Genomic DNA, 18180 nt, shown 5'->3' on the forward strand with positions numbered 1-18180 from the left:
GGAGAATAACGTTGAAGAAATTGGGGACATGCATCATCAGTTCAATTGTATTGCTCAGCATGCTTACGGCCTGTGGCAATATGCCGCTGCAGCAAGGGCAGACAGAGCCTATGGAACGTACGCAGCCAGAGCGTCTGCCAATGGATGCGGCCTATAAGGAGAGAGTGAAGTTGTACCGTGAGCGCACCGAGCATTTCGTCTTAAGCGAGCTATATGGCCCTGACGGTGTATACACGAACTATCTGGATTCCAATGAGGCGGATACAGCCGCCAGCGGGCATGAGGTGCTGAGCGAATCAGCCGGCTTAATGATGCGATACTATGTACTAATGGATCGTAAGGCAGATTTTCAAGCGGAGTGGGAACGGGCCAAACGTGTATTTGAACTTCCATCGGGCTTTAGTTATCGATATAGTCCCAAACAGGGCGAGAAATACACGATTAATGCCGCTGTTGATGATCTCCGGATCATTCGGGCCTTGTATGAAGCAGGCGAGCGGTTTGCCCCAGAATATACGGAGTTGGCCGACAAATACTCGAAGCTGTTCTACCGCTATAATATTAAGGACAACAAACTGTATGATTTCTACGATGAAAAATACAAGGTCAACAATAATTTTGTAACTCTATGCTATATCGATCTGCAGACACTACAGAGGCTGCCGATATCTGCTGAACAAAAGAAGGCTTTGACTCAAAATATGCAGACGATCCTTGAGAATGGATATTTATCGGATTCGTTCCCTTTCTACGAGACAAGATACGAGTATGATACAGAGTCTTATCAATCGGAAGGGATTAACACCGTTGAGTCGCTGTTAACCATCCTGTCATTGGCTGAGGCTGGCCTGGAGCGTTCCGAGAGCATTGCTTATTTGAAGAATCAGGTGAGCAGCGGAGCATTGTACGGTCAATATGACCAACAAGGCAAGCCGCAGAATCAGATCCAATCGACCGCGATTTATGCGATAACGGCTATGATCGGCTCTGTAGTGGGTGACGGAGAATTGTACAGGGACAGTATTAAGCTGATGGAGAAATATCAGGTTCAGGATAAGACAAGCCCGCTCTATGGCGGCTTCGGTGATACGGGGACGAAGCAGGCTTATTCATTTGATAATTTAATGGCATTGCTCGCTTATGCCCACCAGAACCGGGTGTTTGCGGATATGAAGGCAGGTGAGTAACTTGGCAAAGGCTCCTTGGTTACAAAAGTTCGGCTACAGGATGACGGTCCTTAGCCGATATATATCCCCGTCTCTGCTGGCAACTTCACTGGTACTGATCATTACGGTCTTTGTACTATTTGTGCCACCGTACATCGGGATGGCAGACAACGGCGACTACTTCCGGATTTTATACAGTAATGGACTGTATTTTAATCATCCTGACTACGACAGTTTATACTTCGGCTATTTTAATAAGGAATTTGGAATCTTCCAATACTTCAACGAGAATACAGAGATGTATACCTCCTCACAGTCCCTTCTTATCCGTGTATCTATTTGGATCAATCAATTGTTTAACTCGCAGGTGTTTGATATTCGGGTTCAAGCTGTGTTACTAACGATCATGTACATGGGAGCTGTCTATCTGTTCGTTGAGGCCTTAACTTGGAAAATGAAACGCAAGTACGGATATATCGTAGCCGTCTTGGCCGTGTTTTTATTTGCAGATACCGCATATACGGCTTTTTTTAACTCGTTTTTTGGAGAAAGTTTAGTTTGGACTATGCTGATCTACTTATTTGCTTCAGGATTACTGTTATTCCGTAACAGATACAATGATTATGCAATGATGGCTGTTTTTTTCATAAGTGGTCTATTGTTAACGACGAGTAAGCAGCAAAATGCCCCTGTAGGCATCATTATCGCCCTGGTAGGAATCATCTTGATTTTCATACGCAAACAGCGGACCTTTCGGGCGTTGATGGCTTCATCGCTTGCGATACTGATGATTGCGGGTATTGCCACCTATGTACTGATCCCGAAGGAATTTGTTAATGTCAACAAGTATCATGCCATGACCCGTGGTGTCCTGTTGCAATCCGAAGATCCTGAGGCAACGCTCAAGTCATTTGGCATTAACAAACAGTACGCGGTTCTAAATGGCACCATACATTATGAGCCATATACGACCGTTGATGTGAACTCCCAGATTCTAGAGGATAGCTTCTACAATCACTATGGATTTGTATCGATTCTTGGATACTATGTTACACATCTAGATCAAGCGGGGAGAATGATGAATCTAGCTGCCAAAAGCGCATTCACAATCCGTCCGGCAGCGATGGGTAATTATGAGAAGTCTGTAGGGAAGCCCTTTGGCGCGCAAACAAGTTTCTTTTCCGAATATAGCAAGCTGAAAAAAGCACTGGCTCCCAAAACCTTTGGATTTATCGTAATTTGGATAATGATCATCATCGGATTATATGCACCGCACTTCGTTGCTGCGTTTAAGGCAAGGCATATGCGCAGCATGGTGAGGCTTCCTTTGTTTCTTATGATGATCCTCATGGGGTTATCAGGAATCTTCGTGTCGATCATCGGCGCAGGGGATGCGGATTTATCAAAGCATGAGTTTCTATTTACAGCATCGTTTGATTTGGTAACCTTTGCTGCAATAGCCGATGCGATATGCCGAAATCTGTGGCAGAACAAGCCGACGGCGGATGAAGACCCGTCATGATTAGTCCTGATACGAGAGAAGAGGCAAAAGAAAGGAGGGACAATTCATTGAGGCAGAAACATCGTTTGCATATCGGGCTGCTGGTGCTGCTTGTTTCAGGTCTAATTTTAAGTCTAACCCATCCGGCAACGGTTCAAGCGGCTAACTCTTCATCTTTTGATTCAGTACTGATTGTGTATGATAGCCTGGGAAGAGGTACCAAGGATGAGGGTAATATAGAAGCTTTAAAACGCCTTCTCGCTGCATTTCGGGTTGAGGTTACGGTAGAGTCGATTGATTCGTATACCGCGGGGTCGTTAAGTAACTATTCCAAGCTTATCGAAGTACACAACCGCTCTGATTTTACGGAGGAAGATAGCAATTATTTAACAGATTTACGCTCCTACCAAGGAGATGTTCTCTACATAGGAGGGATACCGAGAGATAAGCTGGTTCAGTCGTTAGGGCTTCGGGCTCAAGCCGTGGAGAAGGTGGCAGATTTCTCGATTGGGCCATTCGTTGAAAAATCGATCCGTCTCGGGACTGTATATGATACAGAGCAGCCTGGGGTAGAGCGGTACGGAGCTTTAAAGCTCAAGGACGCTAGCTATCCTTACGGGATACGGAATGGGTCGTATGCCTATGTTCCTTTCATAGAAAAAGATACGCTTAGCGAGATTGCATTATCTTACGTACTTAAGGATTGGCTGCGGCAGAAACAAGAAAGCCACTATTATCTTGTGTTCAAGGAAATCTATCCATTCTCGGACTTGCGACTGCTGGAACGAATGTCGGATGAATTGTATGAAGCGGGCATCCCGTTCATCGTAAGTGTGCATCCGGTATTCAGCAATACGGATTATCCTGCTATGAAGCGGTATATCAACACTTTGAAATATGTCCAATCCCGCAACGGGACAGTTTTGGTAGAATCACCGTTTGTCGCTACAATTCGGGATGATGGCCGTGACTTAAACCGTCAGATGGAGCATTTCATCGATGTATTAGCTGAAGAGGGGATTGTGCCACTTGGAATGGGAACGGAGATGTTCTGGACGTATGATGACTATTTTGCATCGGAAGGAATGGCCTTTTTTGACTCCGTCGTTCTGTTCCCAGACACGCGTTCGATCCATAAGGCAGAGCGGAATCATTCTGAAGCGTTCTCGTCCTCGCTCTACAGCGTAGATCGGGCTTACCTGCAACGTTATCTGTCCGATGACCGTCCGATAGATCCCCTTCCGATGGACACTGCATTCACTTATAACTTTGTGCAGAATGAAGCGGAGCTAGATAACCTGCTTGACAGTCTTCGAAACAGTTGGATTACCTTTGAAGACTACAAGAAGGGAGTCCACAAGGTAAAGACCGGGAGCAATGAGCTAGGGTCAGAACGTGGTTCACTTGTTCTAAACGGAGTAAGCTTAGGTATTCAGGCGAGCCATGTCGAGACAAGCTCTGACTATGAATATAAGCAGCATGAGCAGAAGAGCTTTGAGACCTGGTTTACCGTTCAAAATAAATTTTTTATCGTCGTAATCTTCATTACCTTGATTTTATTTTCCGGTTTTCTAATTATTGGATATCGTATGTATAAACGGAAATTTTATAAGTAAGGAGGCAGTTATGACTGCTGTAGACATCTTGATGCTGATCGCTGTCATCAGTATATGGTCACTGCTCCTCGTCAATGTGGTACTTATTATTGCCGGTTACCTGTATTACATTGCCAATGAGAAACAAGAGGTGCCGCCGCTACCCGAGGAGGTTCCCTTCGTCTCACTCATGGTTCCGGCTCATAACGAGGGCAAAGTGATTACGCAGACGGTAGAGGCGCTGCTTGCCCTGGATTACCCGCAGGACCGCTATGAGATTATTGTCATTAACGACAACTCAAGCGACAATAGCAGCGAGCTGCTTGCGAAGCTGCAGGCCAAGTATAATGAACGCAATTTGATTGTTATTAACACAGATAACATAACTGGAGGCAAAGGAAAATCCAACGCTCTGAATATTGGCTTCAAACAGAGCAGAGGAGAGTATATCGCTATTTATGATGCCGATAATACCCCGGAGAAGACGGCTCTACGCTATCTTGTTGGGGAAATTACGAATGATAACACATTGGGAGCAGTAATCGGCAAGTTCCGTACTCGTAATCGAAATGCCAGCCTGCTTACGCGCTTCATCAATATTGAGACGCTATCCTTCCAATGGATGGCACAGGCCGGTCGCTGGAAGTTGTTCAAGCTGTGCACCATCCCGGGGACAAATTTCATTATGCGCCGGGAAATCATTGAGCACATCGGTGGCTGGGACGTCAAGGCGATTGCAGAGGATACAGAAATCAGCTTCCGCATCTACATGATGGGCTACCGCATCAAGTTTCAGCCCAAGTCAGTAACCTGGGAGCAAGAGCCGCAGACGTTGAAGGTATGGTTTAAGCAGCGGACAAGATGGGCTAAAGGCAATATATATGTCATTGTTAAAAACTTGCCGTTGTTGTTCGACCGATCAGCGAGACGGATTCACTTTGATCTTCTGTATTTCTTATCCATCTATTTTTTATTACTGACCTCGCTTATTATGTCTGACGCATTGCTCATTTTACATGCACTAGGGCTAGTCAATACGACGATTGCCGGGCTCAGCTCATTCCTGTGGCTGCTGGCCGTCATTTTATTTGTGACAGGCACCTTCGTTACGGTCATTACAGAAAAGGGAGAAATGAGATTATCTAACCTGTGGATCATTATGCTGATGTACATTTCTTATTGTCAGCTATGGATGGTTGTAGCCGCCAATGGTTTATATAACTACTTCAAAGATTTAATCTTCAAAAGAGAAGTTAAGTGGTACAAAACTGAACGATATTAAGACAAGGGGGAGAAACGTGAACTCAAGATCAATGATCTCCGGATTTCTATGCATTTTGTTATTCGTCATTTCCTGTGGTCAGGTATATGCCGAGCCGGTCCCAGGGGGCAACCGGCTTACCTATGAGACGCCTATAACTTCGTCTAACCTTTCTTTATCCGGAGTTACTGCAGCACGTAATATGTATATCCAGCTTGAGGAGTACTGGAATGTCGACACCTTAACGCTTAATCTGGATTATCAGGCAACTCAGCTAACAAGAAGAGAAGAGTCCAGTGTGACTCTGAAGATGAACGGCACTAAATTTTATTCATTCCGTCCTGTTGTAGATGAGCAGAAAAGGCAGACCTTAGCCGTATCGGTTCCCAAGGATTTGCTGGTACCAGGCGGCAATACACTCTCAATCGAAGGTTATATTCTGACCAATCTACCTGAGGGTATGTGCCTTACTTCCGAGAAGAGGGACAATTGGCTTGAGCTCTACAAGTCATCTTATGCCTCCGTTACGTATACAAAGGATAATATTGGAGGGAGCATCCGGAACTTTAATCAGCAATTTGTCGGACTGGACTCTTTAAAAGGAAACCTAAGCGCGCTTGGCGTACCAAGCGATAGCGAACCAGTGGAGCTGGAAGCTGCGGTATATGCTCTTTCCGGTTTTGCCAAGGGCAGCCATTCAGGGGAAGATACCACTCCGATGCTACCTCTCGATGATTCTACGTTTGATGGGCGGGAGAATGTTGTTATCGTCTCCTTATATAACCATCTGCCGGTTAAATGGAAGCAGGCCTTAGGAGCGGCAAACGTCAGCGACAAAGCGCTGATTCGATTGGTGAATGCCGGCGGACAGACCGCTCTGATTGTAACCTCAGAAGATCCTAGTATGCTTACCAAAGCAGGCCGTTTGATCGGTAATCAGATCCTGATGGGTCAACTGACTGGACCGGAGAAATGGGTGGATGCAAGTACGAATGTGGATACACCAGCAATCAATGTGAGCCGGGATGTAACGCTGACAGAGACCGGGGACAAGCTGACTGGGATGATGCATCAAGAGAAGAGCTATTTTGTGTCGCTACCGGCAAATCGCTTCATTGCCGACTCGAGTAAAATTAGCCTCGGTTTCCGTTATTCGGAAAATCTGGATTTTGATCGTTCGCTGGTCACGATCCTGATTAACGACACGCCAATCGGCAGCAAGAAGCTGACGAAGGAGGCGTCGGGCCAGGATCAGCTTACGCTGACGATTCCGAAGAATCTTGAGGTTTCGGGTAACTTCACAGTCACTGCAGCCTTTGACCTGGAGCTGATCAGCGCAGGCTGTATCGATCTTTCGGATCAAATGCCATGGGCATACATTACCAAGGATTCTATGCTTCAGCTAAATACCCAGGATCGTATGGACTTAATGTTCAACAATTATCCGAATCCGTTCCTAAGAGATGCAAGCTTCAACAAGATCGCAGTTCTGCTGCCTGAGAAGATGGACTCTTATAGCTATCTTACACTTGGCAACTTGTTTCATTTGCTAGGCAAGTATGCGGAAGCTAACACAGGCGAGGTAACCTTCTATAGAAACGGGGCACAATCCGAGCTGGAGCAACATAATCTCATTTCCATCGGTTCTTATAAGAACAATGCCTGGCTGCAAAAGAATAACGACAAGTTGTTCTTCCGATATGGCCCGGATGGAGAAGGAATCCAATCCAACGAGAAAATGAGCATAGACGTAGATTACGGCAAGCGGATAGGAACGCTGCAAATGATGGAGTCTCCTTATTCGAGTGGCTATGGTTGGCTGGCGGTAACAGGTGCAAGTTCCAAATATGATTACTTAGCATCCGAGCTGTTAGCGACAGACAGTGGAAAATGGAAAATTTATGGAGATGCCGTGGTTACGGATGTAGATGGTAATATCAAGCCCTTCCGCTTCAAGAAGCAAGCTGAGCAGTCAGAACAGGGCTTAGTAGCTCAGATTACCGAACGAGGGGATGTCATGGGCTTCATCGTTGCCGCTGGACTCACCTTCCTCCTAGTAGCCGTATCGTTTGTTCTCTTGATTCGTAAGCATAGAAAGAGAGCGGGGGGAGAATAATGAGACGCTATCAGAGCAGTTTATTATCGGATGCGGCTTTTCTGCTGCTGTTTGTAGTCTGCTTCATCCATGTCGTGTTCACGGCGGGGGACCCGGATCGTTACTTAATCAACATGATTCTGTTGAATATATCGTTCCTGATTGCTGTACTGACTTACTTCACCAGTATCACTATCGGGCTCATTCTAAACATCGTGTTCATCTTCGGATATGGTACCTATACCATTTATCAAACTGTGATTGTCGGCGAGCCGCTCCAGAGCTATCATTACTATTGGTTGGTGATGATGCCTGTTCTGACGGTGGTTATCGCGCTGCTGACGAATGCCAATCGGCGTCTCCAGCAGGAGAAGGAGCAGCTTCAAGCTAAGAATGCCTCATTAGCAACATTAGATGAGCGTACCAATTTGAAGAATACCCGCTCTTTCCAGAGTGATGCCGCTGTGTTCATGGCACTATCCAAACGTTATCAAATCCCATTAACTTTGGTCGTCATGACGGTCAAGCACTGGGATGAGTTGAGCCGGATGGTCAGCGAGTCTCAGATTACCGATATGGTCTATGATATATCTCGAATGAGCGAGACGAGCATTCGCATGAATGATTCTCTGTATATGCTCAATGCCGATCATCCTACTTGGGGACTTATACTGTTCACGGATGAGGATGGGGCCAAGATAGTGGTGCAGCGACTGAAGGAGAAGGTGGAATCGTTCAACAATATCGAGTTCTCGAACAAGTATAAGCTTGATATGAAGCTGACGATCGGGGCGATTCAGTACTCCGAAGAAGTCGAGACTCCGCTTGATTTTATCGCGAAGGCGCGGCAAAAGATGGAGTATGACGTATAGATGAAATTCTATATCGCAAGAAAACCAACCTTTAAATCACGGTCGCTCATCCTTGAATAGCCTCGTTTGAGGTTTTCTTATCAAAAGTGGACTTTTTAAACTACCTTGTAATTATTTATGGAAGGAGATCCCTATGAAGTCTAGTGCGATGCGTGATTCACTGCGTTCCTTTATCATCTTTGGCCTTGTGGGGATCGTGAATACCGGTGTAGACATTGGTGTGTTTGCGCTGTTAACCTGGTGGCAGCTGCCTTGGCTTGCAGCTCAGGTCATTGCTTATGGATGCGGGGTAATGAACAGCTTCTTGATGAACCGGAAGTGGACATTTAGGCAGCAGGGCGCATTCACCAAGGGACTGCTACGCTTCATCTTGCTGAATCTGCTGACGCTTGGAGTTACTTCCGCCTGTATGATGTTCCTGCATGAGCAGCTTGGCGTCTTGCTATGGGTAAGCAAGGGAGCGGCTACGGTTCTCGGAGTAGTTCTGAACTTTATCGGCAGCCGCTGGTGGGTATTCCGTGCAGAGCCGCGCTCTCTGGAGGAAGTCATGGTCCGGGAGCAAACCGGGGGAGAGATTTAGCTAAAAGAATATGAAAATAGGGCGTTCCTGCAGATCGAATGATCTGTGAGAGGACGCCTTTTTTTCTTTTTATAAGGTCAATAAGTTTATTTCAGGCAGGGATACTATCCATATTTTAGGCGGCCACGATATAATGAAGCTACATAAGGAGAAGAGGAGAGGGAGAGGAATGGCCCGTATTGTCGTAGCGGACGATGACGCACATATTCGCGAGTTGATTGGTGTTTATTTGCAGAATGAAGGATTCGAAGTGAAAGAAGCGGGAGATGGCGAGACTGCGCTGAAAGCAGTGCAGACTACTCAGGCAGATCTTGTTATTCTTGATATTATGATGCCCGGTATGGACGGGTGGGAGTTATGCAGTAAATTGCGTGCGGAGTACCCTGATTTGCCGCTGCTGATGATTTCTGCTAAAGGGGAGCCTGCTCATAAAGTAAGAGGGTTCCGGCTCGGAACTGATGATTATATGACCAAGCCGTTTGATGCACTGGAGTTAGTCATGCGGGTCAAGGCGCTGTTGAAGCGTTACCGGATATCGTCTACCCAGACAATTCGGCTTGGTAAGTTGCAATTGAACCGGCAGGCTTACAAGGTGATCCGTGACGATGAGTCGATTAACCTGCCGCTGAAGGAGTTCGAACTGCTGTACAAGCTAGCTAGCTTCCCCGGGCAAATCTTTACAAGAGATCAGCTGATTGAACAAATATGGGGCCATGGCTATGAGGGGGATGAACGTACGGTCGACGTCCATATCAAGCGGGTACGTGAACGGTTTGCAGATGATGTAGATCAATTCCGGATCGAGACTGTACGCGGTCTTGGATATCGGCTTGAGGTGAGCGGATGATGCGTTCTTTGTATGTTCGTGTTGTCTTCACTTTCCTTCTGGCGGTTATCATCGGCCTAACGGTCGCTTATATTAGCACCTGGATGATCTTTCAGAAACAGCTTGCGGCGGAGATCCATGAGGAGACAATGTCTGTCTCCAACGATCTTATTGATATTTATGTTCAGACTGCGAATCAGGGCATGGAGCCGCTCCGCAGTTATGTTCATGCGCTGCGCGACTATTCGATCCGCATTATTGGCCACGGCGGAGACGTGCTAGTGCTTAACGCCAAACATACAAAGTCCGAAATTACCGTAACAACGGAGGAAGCAGAACGGGTACTTGGCGGGGAAACAGTCGTAACGACGGAAGAACGAGCGGAGGTTATCGGTCGCCCTTTTGAACTGAATGGAGATGCTTATGCTCTGTTCGTTATGCCGGTGGACAATAATGGCTTCTCTCTGGCAAAGATCCTGACGACATTTCTCCTCATTATGTTCGTTGTTGGAAGTATTATCTTCTTGATTGCTTCCCGTTATCTGGTTAGGCCGATTCGCCAAATGACCAATGCTACAGAACAAATGGCTAGCGGAGATTTCGGGGTAGAACTGAACCTGGGCCGTAAGGATGAATTAGGTGCGCTGGCGCGAAGCTTCGATCTTATGGCCCAGGAGCTGAAGCAAATCGAGCAAATGCGCCAGGACTTCGTCTCCAACGTATCCCATGAGATCCAATCACCGCTAACTTCGATTACCGGCTTTGCCAAAGCGCTGCGAGACGGTGTTGTCTCTAGCGAGAACCAGACCCGATATCTAGGCATTATCGCAGATGAGAGTGAACGGCTCTCGCGATTAAGCAGTAATTTACTGCAACTGGCTTCTTTGGAGTCGGAGCACCATCCGTTCGACCCGGTGCTGTATGCACTCGATGAGCAGCTCCGGAAAGTTGTCGTATCCTTGGAGCCGCAGTGGTCTAGCAAGCACATCAACTTCGAGCTGGATCTACCTGCCGTTCAAATTGACGCTGATCCAGATCAATTAAACCAAGTATGGTTGAACTTGCTGGGCAATGCTATTAAATTCACACCCGAGGATGGCAAAGTAAGCATTGGTTTGAGTTCTGATGCGAACGAGATTGAAGTCACAGTAGCGGATTCGGGAATAGGAATCTCCCCAGAGGATGCGAAGTATATTTTCGAGCGATTCTACAAAGCGGATCGTTCACGCCATCGGACCTGTCAGGGCAGTGGGCTTGGCCTAGCGATCGTCAGGAAGATCGTTGAGCTGCATAATGGGCGGATCTTCATCGCGGGCAGCTCTCCTGGCGGGGGGACCGTTATTAAGGTAATCCTGCCCATGGGTGATCGAAATGTCAGTACTGCCTAGCCAATTTCATAGACAAAACTAAGTCTCTGAACGGAATTTTCCGTAGGGGGACTTTTTTTATTTCTGTTCATATCCCGTTCATACAAGGTTCATGGTCCGTTCATAACCCAAGGATAAGATAGGTTCGAATTCATATTACGTAATAGGAGAGTTTAAGATGAGACTGTATGAAGTGCTTCTTCTTTTATTAAGTGCAGGTTTATTGGTACTGATCATGTTCTTCAGGTACAGCAAGCGTATGCCGTTGTTCCTCGTTAGTGTGACAGGAACTCTCGTGCTGATCATTCATTTAGCGTTCGAAGGGTTCAGAGTTCAGCTTCTGTTCCCTTATTGCATGATACTCGTCTCCCTCGTTGTATCGGTCTACGGATTACTCCGTAAGAAGGCTGCACGAAAGTTCTCACGCTTTATATCGGTTCCACTTTTCTCAATCACAGTATTATCCCTGATCTTAACTGCAGGTGTGATGTACCTATTCCCTGTGTTTCAATTGCCGGAACCTACGGGCAAGCTTGAAGTAGGGACGCAAACGTTCCATTTCATCGATACAGGCAGAGAGGAGCTGTTCGGTGAGACTGTGGGGAGCCCTAGAGAGCTAATGGTCCAGGTATGGTATCCGGCGCAAAATACAAGTGGAAGACCGGTGCCATTTATCCCGGAAAGTGCAAAAGTGTTGAAGGAAGAGCCGATGTCTCATACGATTGGAATTCCGCGGATTTTCATGAATTACTTGAAGTATATCCCGAGCCATTCTTATGATAACGCTGAGGTTTCTAATTCTAGCCCAACGTACCCCCTGATTGTCCTAAATCATGGCTTTGGTTCCTCGAAAATCTATCAGACCTCTCAGGCAGAAAATCTGGCAAGCCATGGATATATCGTTGCTTCCATCGATCACACGTACAGTACGTTCGCTACCGTATTTCCCGATGGGCGAACAACGGCGATGAGAACCGATGATGAACAGGTCGGCGACAAGGAGTACCGCGATACGGTGGGCAAGATGTGGACGGACGACATCTCATTTACCCTGGACCAACTTGAACAGATCAATGCTGGTTATATTTCGAGCGGACTGAAGGGGAGAATGAATCTGGATCGAGTCGGTGCATTTGGCCACTCCTTTGGTGGTGCCGCCTCTTATGATTCGGCCAATGATCCGAGAATTAAGGTAGGGATCGATCTGGATGGGGCGCTGTACCGTTATGACCAAGCCCCGGTGACGAAGCCATTTCTGTTCATGTTCTCTGAGAGAACCTTCGATCTTTACAATAAGGTGAGGGAACATTATGTGTATACGGATGAAGAGCTGGAAGCGATGGGAGCGACCCGAGAACAGTTCGAGGAGGCGGTCACAGAGGTCGATACCCAAGTTGGACATTTTAAATATGTCGCTCAGCATGGAGGGCAAATTCTATATGTCGAGAATACGGAGCATTACAATTTTGCCGATTTGCAGTTCATCACTCCGCTCCTGCGCCAATTCCAGCTCGCCGGCAAGATTAAACCTGTGAGATCCACTGCCCTAGTGAATGCATATGTGCTTGATTTCTTTGACAAATACTTGATGGACAAAAACGGGAGCTTGCTTAAAGGGCCGAGCAGCGAGTATCCCGAAGTAAAGTTTGTGACATCGCTGTTTGCCGAGGAAGAACAGGATACGAACAAATAGTAATTATTGTTTTAATAAAAGGGGAAACCGCGCAAATGACTTCATTTGTGAGGATAGCCCCTTTTTGCTTTTCAAAGCTGGGGACAACTTATATAATGATCGATAATCAGTATCCGAAGTTGGAAGTTTATTCTTGTAGATGAGGAGGAGATGAGAAATGACGAGGAACGCTTTGTCGACCCGAACAGCTGATAGTATTCCCTGGCAGCGACTAACAACCGCTTATGGAAGAGGTACGGATATTCCTGGTCTTATAGAGACGGGACAGTACGAGGAATTGGCAAATCTGATTGAGCATCAGAGCACCTTATGGCAAACAACTCCATGGGTACTGCTCATTCTTCTAAATCAGCTTGCAGAGAAACAGCCAGAGCAGATCACATTGGAGGAGATTGAACTTTATTTAGCTGTCGCTTCCGCTATCTTAGTCGATCATATGGATCCGCAGAATACGATTGCGACGATGGAAGAATTGCTGTCCGAAGAATACTTATGGCCGGAGGACGAAGAGGATGATGAAATGGAATGGGAAGAAGAGGAGCCCCCCGGTTATGAGAAGCGTCCTTTCTTCAGTTACTATTATTTCAGTTATCTTCTACTTAGAGAGGCAATTCCAGTCTTCACCAGAATCATGAACAACAATGATCAGCAGGCTGCTTCCATTCGGGAATTGCTATCTATGCTCGACCCGGAAGGTGGCAGTTACTAACTCAAGAAGTCTTGAAAGTAGATCACAGTCTCAGGATCTCCTCTGAAGAAGTGGAGCGAGAATTCATTCAAAATAACTCTAAAATAGAACAAGCCGGAGCATGGATAGGTCATGTTCTCTGGCTTGTTGTCTATGTGTATGAACCGGGGCAGAAGAAGTATGTGTTATGCGGCAAGCTGGACTGTCAGTATTGTGTGAAGGCAAGGCGTGAAAAAAATTACCTTCCATTACTTGAGTCAAATTGTTATACTTTCAAAATGTGTGTAATATATTGTCAATACTTCGAGGGGGAAAAACTTTGAATCGAAATGTAATCTATTTCTTTCTATGCACTCTGATTTCTATCGCCTTACTTACTGGTTGTTCGTCAAATTCTACCGTCAAAACCAAATCCAATCCACAAACAGGAACACAGTCACAACTAGAATCGCAAACAGAAGCGCAATCGCAAGATGAATACAGTCCCGACTGGGGGGATTTGAAAGAATTGGAGTCACTTCGCTTTAACGATTCCGAGACCGTTCCGATCAATGTTAACGACTATATGCAGAAATCTTTCAACAACTATGAGCAATTGGATATCCCCTTGGGAAATGAAAAGGTTCCTTTAACCATTCAACAATTGTTTGCAACATATGAAGCCGGATTCAGCATAAATAATTATTATGGAACAGATCTCAATTATTTGTATGTGAACAATGGACTAGCAACCGATTATAACCCTTTTGATGATCCTAAATATACCAAACTCAATCTGAACAATGGAGTCACCGCGTATTACGATAATTCTACAATCGATAAGGAAAATTTTAAAATCGAATGGAAGACGCCGGAAAAAACGATCACCGCACTGAATTCATTTCGAGCGGACGATAAGGAACGTTTGAGTAATATGACGGACATCGCTAATACATTAGGCTCTCACAAGTTGGAACTCCGTTTTCCATTAAGTGACACTTCATTCCCTGCAGCTATGTTGAAAGATGCGAACTTAAATATCACCTTTTATCTCTATCATAATCGTTCCGTGATGGAATACATATTGCATTTCAGTCTTAACGATGGGGCAAAACCCTCATTCTATGCTTCCGAGCAGAATTTTTTTAAATTAAAAATGAACGCGATAGGAAAAGTTAAACTGCAAAACGGAGAATATGCCTTAGTATCGGATCAAGAAATTGAAGAATCTAACGGCAAGCAATATAATGTCGTTTGGTCGAAGGATGGCATCTATTACAGAGTAGTCGGTGAATCTCAGGAAATTGCGATTAAAATTGCGAATTTAGTGAAGTAGAACTAATATCGTAAGCCTTTGATTCTTATAGATTCTCTTAAGATCCTGGCTGGTGATACTTTCTGTAATCGGTAGGCGAAGCGATTCCAGTCTTCATCAAAATTATGAATGACAATGATCAGTAGGCTGCTGCCATTCGGGAGTTGTTATCTAGGCTCGACCCGGAAGATAGCAGTGATTAGTACTCGCATTCATTATCAAAAGATCATGAAATTTACTCCATAGAAGGACAAACCAAGTTTTCTAGCAACACTCTGAGATGCCATATTGTCCGTAAATGTACTGTATAACGGGAGTCTCCCAATCTGTCGTACCGCTGTAGCCCATCCAGCAACGACTGCGGCAGCATAACCTCTTCCGCGATACGGCTCCAGCGTTTCTAGACCAGCTTCATGGGCCAGTGAAGTGATACGTACGCTGCGGCAGATCGAGACGACCTGGTTATCGCGTACAAATGCTACGCAAGGTTGCGCATAGTCGATCTCAGAGACAAGCCATTCGAAATCTTTGGGTAACCATTCCATGATATTGGATCGGGTGAGGCTGATTACCTGCATGGATGGCGAAGCAACTTGAGGAATAAGATAGCATGGACCCGTGGAGATTCTCTCACCTTGCAGAAGGTTCATATAGGCTTTCAAATGCTTCGGCTTCGTCTGAAAATCCTGAACGCTGGGCTCATCAGCACATAGCTCCTGCAATTGTGCAATGAGCTTCTCAGGCACATCATGCCGAAAACGGCAAATCGCCGTCCCGTCTGTCGTTCTTCCCAAGAAAAAACGCGGGGCAGAGGCCTCTCCAGGCCAAGGCTCATTGACTGAGCGAAGCCGCATATTCTGATCATGCGTAAAGAGCGCCTCAACATGAAGCTCCATCAGATCATGAGCGTGCGGCTGTTTTTCTTTCCAATTCATCATACTTGCATCTCTCCGTTCTTTGCGGTGGTGATTTATAGTGGATACCGTTTATCTGTCTGTTAAAATTAGGCTTTCAGCTTTCCAATGTAACTCCCATATATTGCAGGTTTGATTGCCTAAAATGGTACTCGTTGTATCTATCTCAGGGTAGTAGGCAAACATAGCCGCTACCCCTGCATTGGAACCATCCTTGTACATTCGTATGAGCTTTCCTGAAAGATCATAGGTAAAATGAAAACCATATCCGTTGATGATCTTGCCCCATTCGAACTCCCTTGCGATTGTCGATTGCGGTTTCATGATTTCCTGGGTCAATTCGGTAGAGAGCAGTTCTCCATTAGCTAGCGCCCGCATAAATAAATCAAGATCCCCCACAGTCGTAAAGGCTCCTCCGTCAGAGGTACCTATCGGCGGAAATGAATAAATGTTTTTTCTCCACTCCAGCTTGTTATTCTCGTTATAGGTAGCATCATAGCCTTCTGCCACTGGAACGTTACTATCGTCTTTTGAAATGAAAAAGGTGCTATTCATTCCGCATGAACGAAAGATGTTATGTGTAACAAACTCCCGATAGCGCAACTCATTATACATATAGTTCTCCCCATAGAAATAGTTGCCTTGATTTTACCATATATGGGTGGGTTGATTTGGTAAAGTTAACTATAGTAGTTTCTAACACCTAAGGTTAGCGCAAACTTTAAATTTTCGCTTTAAGTTTCGCCCCGTGGTGGCTACAATAACATAAATAGAGCAAAGAAATGAAGGAGTGCGAGACTTATGAATATACAGGAAATGAGGGAGCATCGGCAGTATCCAGACAATATCGGCCAGGAAAAGAGCCGTGCGACCTTCGAACGCGATTATTCGCGGTTGATTCATTCGCCGACCTTCCGTCGTCTGCAGGGCAAGTCGCAGGTATTTGGAGCGGGAACTGGTGATTATTACCGGACTCGGCTCACACATTCGCTGGAAGTAGCGCAAATTGCCCGGGAAGCCGCGCGCAGCTTGCTTCGCTCCTATCCGGATGTTGCCGCGGATCGAGCCGGCCATCCCGGACTGATCATTGATCCGGAGGTCGTCGAGTGTGCGGCGATCTGCCATGATTTCGGGCACCCCCCCTTCGGGCACAAAGGCGAAGAGGTGCTGGACAATATATTGGAGAAGCTGGTGGAAGAGAAGATCAGACAGGCCTTGAAGAACACCAACCCAAGCCCCGAGGAAGAACAAAGGGTTCGGGAAGCTGTAAGGCGGAAGTATGAGCATTTTGAAGGTAATGCCCACAATTTCCGGCTGATGATGTTCCTGGAGAAGCGGGAAAATATCGATGGACTCAACTTGTCTGACGCGGTATTGCTGGGGACGAACAAATATCCTTACTCTGGCACCGTTAATAAAAAGGGCCTCTACCTGCACGAGTGGGAGTATATTTCCTACATCCGTGATCGTTGGGGGATTCCAGAAGGTAAAAAAACGTTTGAAGCGCAGCTGATGGATTTATGCGACGATATCGCCTATTCAGCACATGATCTTGAGGACGGCATCAAAGCGGGGAAAATTGAGGTGCACGAGCATTTTCTCAAGGATTCCCACATTCAGCGGCTGATTGTCGAGAAGATTATGACGCTGGAGGATCTCTTCTGGGATGGCTGGGTTCCGGAAAAAGTCCAGGTTAAGGTCGAGGAGGTACTGGATTCGTTCCTGAGAGTCTGGAATGAGAAAATGCCGATTTGTGGTCATGATTATTCCCGTACACGCCGCGAGGTGAAGGCATATTGGGTCAGTCTGTTCGTCTCCAGCCTTGGCGTGGTCTCTGATGGGAATTGGCAGAAGGTGACGTTCGTCAAGGAGGGACGGGAGGATGAGGATATGCTGCGTACAGTAAGCGTGCTGAAAAGCTTCGCTTGGGTAACGATGATTCGTGATTTGCGCGTACAGCGACTACAGAAGCGTAGCGCTTGGGTTATCAAGCGGTTATGGGACGCTTTCGTCGATCCGGAGACGTCCAAGTCGATCATCCCTGGCGACTGGCTGCGTCGCTTTGACCGCGATCAGGCAAGAGAGAAGCCGATATGGACTTGGGAGCATATGATCATCGACTACATCGCAGGTATGACAGACGCTTACGCGGAGAAGATCTATAATGAGCTGTACGGACTGAAGGTAGGTACGATTTACGATATGGATTAATCAAAGAAGAGGCAGGCTTATAAGCCTGCCTCTTCTTTGATTATTTCTAACGAAACCTGGTATCGCTATTTGCGCTCAAAATGGTTGTTGAAGATTACGATCTGTAGTTTCGTTAGA

At 46.1% G+C, this 18180-nt stretch carries 15 protein-coding genes; 13 read left to right on the forward strand and 2 right to left on the reverse strand.

The window, feature by feature from the left end; all coding sequences use genetic code 11:
* Window positions 1-11 precede the first annotated feature (11 nt).
* The 12 genes from EI981_RS04055 to EI981_RS04115 all read left to right on the forward strand — a co-directional run bounded on the left by EI981_RS04055 (window position 12) and on the right by EI981_RS04115 (window position 14959).
* Window positions 12-1187, forward strand: coding sequence for a hypothetical protein (locus tag EI981_RS04055; RefSeq protein ID WP_227011684.1), 1176 nt, complete (start codon window positions 12-14; stop codon window positions 1185-1187).
* Complete coding sequence (gene wsfD / locus EI981_RS04060; RefSeq protein WP_193556433.1) at window positions 1180-2688, forward strand: glycan biosynthesis hexose transferase WsfD; 1509 nt, start codon at window positions 1180-1182, stop codon at window positions 2686-2688. The genes EI981_RS04055 and wsfD overlap by 8 nt, the downstream gene beginning before the upstream one ends.
* Window positions 2689-2735: 47 nt before the next feature.
* A complete protein-coding gene (locus EI981_RS04065) occupies window positions 2736-4283 on the forward strand; it encodes a hypothetical protein (RefSeq protein WP_126995688.1) in 1548 nt (515 codons plus the stop codon).
* 10 nt (window positions 4284-4293) lie between these two features.
* On the forward strand, window positions 4294-5544 hold the full coding sequence (locus EI981_RS04070; RefSeq protein WP_126995690.1) for a glycosyltransferase family 2 protein: 1251 nt from the start codon (window positions 4294-4296) through the stop codon (window positions 5542-5544).
* A 16-nt stretch (window positions 5545-5560) separates the two neighbouring features.
* Entirely contained in the window at window positions 5561-7639 is a 2079-nt protein-coding gene (locus EI981_RS04075; RefSeq protein ID WP_126995692.1) for a cellulose biosynthesis cyclic di-GMP-binding regulatory protein BcsB, read from the forward strand.
* The gene (locus EI981_RS04080) at window positions 7639-8490 is read left to right on the forward strand and encodes a GGDEF domain-containing protein (RefSeq protein ID WP_126995694.1); all 852 of its coding nucleotides are present in this window, start codon (window positions 7639-7641) and stop codon (window positions 8488-8490) included. Before EI981_RS04075 ends, EI981_RS04080 begins: the two co-directional genes overlap by 1 nt.
* A 133-nt stretch (window positions 8491-8623) precedes the next feature.
* The gene (locus EI981_RS04085) at window positions 8624-9070 is read left to right on the forward strand and encodes a GtrA family protein (protein ID WP_227011685.1); all 447 of its coding nucleotides are present in this window, start codon (window positions 8624-8626) and stop codon (window positions 9068-9070) included.
* Window positions 9071-9239: 169 nt separating this feature from the next.
* Entirely contained in the window at window positions 9240-9917 is a 678-nt protein-coding gene (locus tag EI981_RS04090) for a response regulator transcription factor (RefSeq protein ID WP_127004330.1), read from the forward strand.
* The gene (locus tag EI981_RS04095; RefSeq protein ID WP_126995696.1) at window positions 9914-11284 is read left to right on the forward strand and encodes a sensor histidine kinase; all 1371 of its coding nucleotides are present in this window, start codon (window positions 9914-9916) and stop codon (window positions 11282-11284) included. Before EI981_RS04090 ends, EI981_RS04095 begins: the two co-directional genes overlap by 4 nt.
* A 157-nt stretch (window positions 11285-11441) precedes the next feature.
* Window positions 11442-12956 carry an alpha/beta hydrolase family protein gene (locus tag EI981_RS04100; protein WP_126995698.1) on the forward strand — a complete coding sequence of 505 codons (1515 nt, stop codon included), beginning with the start codon at window positions 11442-11444 and terminating at the stop codon, window positions 12954-12956.
* Window positions 12957-13113: 157 nt separating this feature from the next.
* Window positions 13114-13665 carry a hypothetical protein gene (locus EI981_RS04105; RefSeq protein ID WP_126995700.1) on the forward strand — a complete coding sequence of 184 codons (552 nt, stop codon included), beginning with the start codon at window positions 13114-13116 and terminating at the stop codon, window positions 13663-13665.
* A gap of 298 nt (window positions 13666-13963) precedes the next feature.
* Window positions 13964-14959 carry a YajG family lipoprotein gene (locus tag EI981_RS04115; RefSeq protein WP_126995704.1) on the forward strand — a complete coding sequence of 332 codons (996 nt, stop codon included), beginning with the start codon at window positions 13964-13966 and terminating at the stop codon, window positions 14957-14959.
* 197 nt (window positions 14960-15156) lie between these two features.
* On the opposite strand, the gene aac(2')-IIb is transcribed toward EI981_RS04115, so the two are convergent.
* Together aac(2')-IIb and EI981_RS04125 are read right to left on the reverse strand one after the other, a co-directional pair.
* On the reverse strand, window positions 15157-15876 hold the full coding sequence (gene aac(2')-IIb, locus EI981_RS04120) for a kasugamycin N-acetyltransferase AAC(2')-IIb (RefSeq protein ID WP_335926315.1): 720 nt from the start codon (window positions 15874-15876) through the stop codon (window positions 15157-15159).
* A gap of 48 nt (window positions 15877-15924) precedes the next feature.
* Entirely contained in the window at window positions 15925-16467 is a 543-nt protein-coding gene (locus tag EI981_RS04125; protein WP_126995706.1) for a serine hydrolase, read from the reverse strand.
* Window positions 16468-16653: 186 nt separating this feature from the next.
* Between EI981_RS04125 and EI981_RS04130 the strand changes: the two genes are divergently transcribed.
* On the forward strand, window positions 16654-18063 hold the full coding sequence (locus tag EI981_RS04130) for a deoxyguanosinetriphosphate triphosphohydrolase family protein (RefSeq protein WP_126995708.1): 1410 nt from the start codon (window positions 16654-16656) through the stop codon (window positions 18061-18063).
* The last annotated feature ends 117 nt before the right edge of the window (window positions 18064-18180 follow it).

The sequence above is a fragment of the Paenibacillus lutimineralis genome, from assembly GCF_003991425.1.
Taxonomy (GTDB): domain Bacteria; phylum Bacillota; class Bacilli; order Paenibacillales; family Paenibacillaceae; genus Fontibacillus; species Fontibacillus lutimineralis.

Coding starts and splice junctions, on each gene's coding strand:
- EI981_RS04095 (WP_126995696.1), top strand. CDS start 9,914: ATGATGCGTTCTTTGTATGTTCGTGTTGTCTTCACTTTCCTTCTGGCG.
- EI981_RS04125 (WP_126995706.1), bottom strand. CDS start 16,467: ATGTATAATGAGTTGCGCTATCGGGAGTTTGTTACACATAACATCTTT.
- EI981_RS04105 (WP_126995700.1), top strand. CDS start 13,114: ATGACGAGGAACGCTTTGTCGACCCGAACAGCTGATAGTATTCCCTGG.
- EI981_RS04090 (WP_127004330.1), top strand. CDS start 9,240: ATGGCCCGTATTGTCGTAGCGGACGATGACGCACATATTCGCGAGTTG.
- EI981_RS04080 (WP_126995694.1), top strand. CDS start 7,639: ATGAGACGCTATCAGAGCAGTTTATTATCGGATGCGGCTTTTCTGCTG.
- EI981_RS04100 (WP_126995698.1), top strand. CDS start 11,442: ATGAGACTGTATGAAGTGCTTCTTCTTTTATTAAGTGCAGGTTTATTG.
- EI981_RS04085 (WP_227011685.1), top strand. CDS start 8,624: ATGAAGTCTAGTGCGATGCGTGATTCACTGCGTTCCTTTATCATCTTT.
- EI981_RS04130 (WP_126995708.1), top strand. CDS start 16,654: ATGAATATACAGGAAATGAGGGAGCATCGGCAGTATCCAGACAATATC.
- EI981_RS04070 (WP_126995690.1), top strand. CDS start 4,294: ATGACTGCTGTAGACATCTTGATGCTGATCGCTGTCATCAGTATATGG.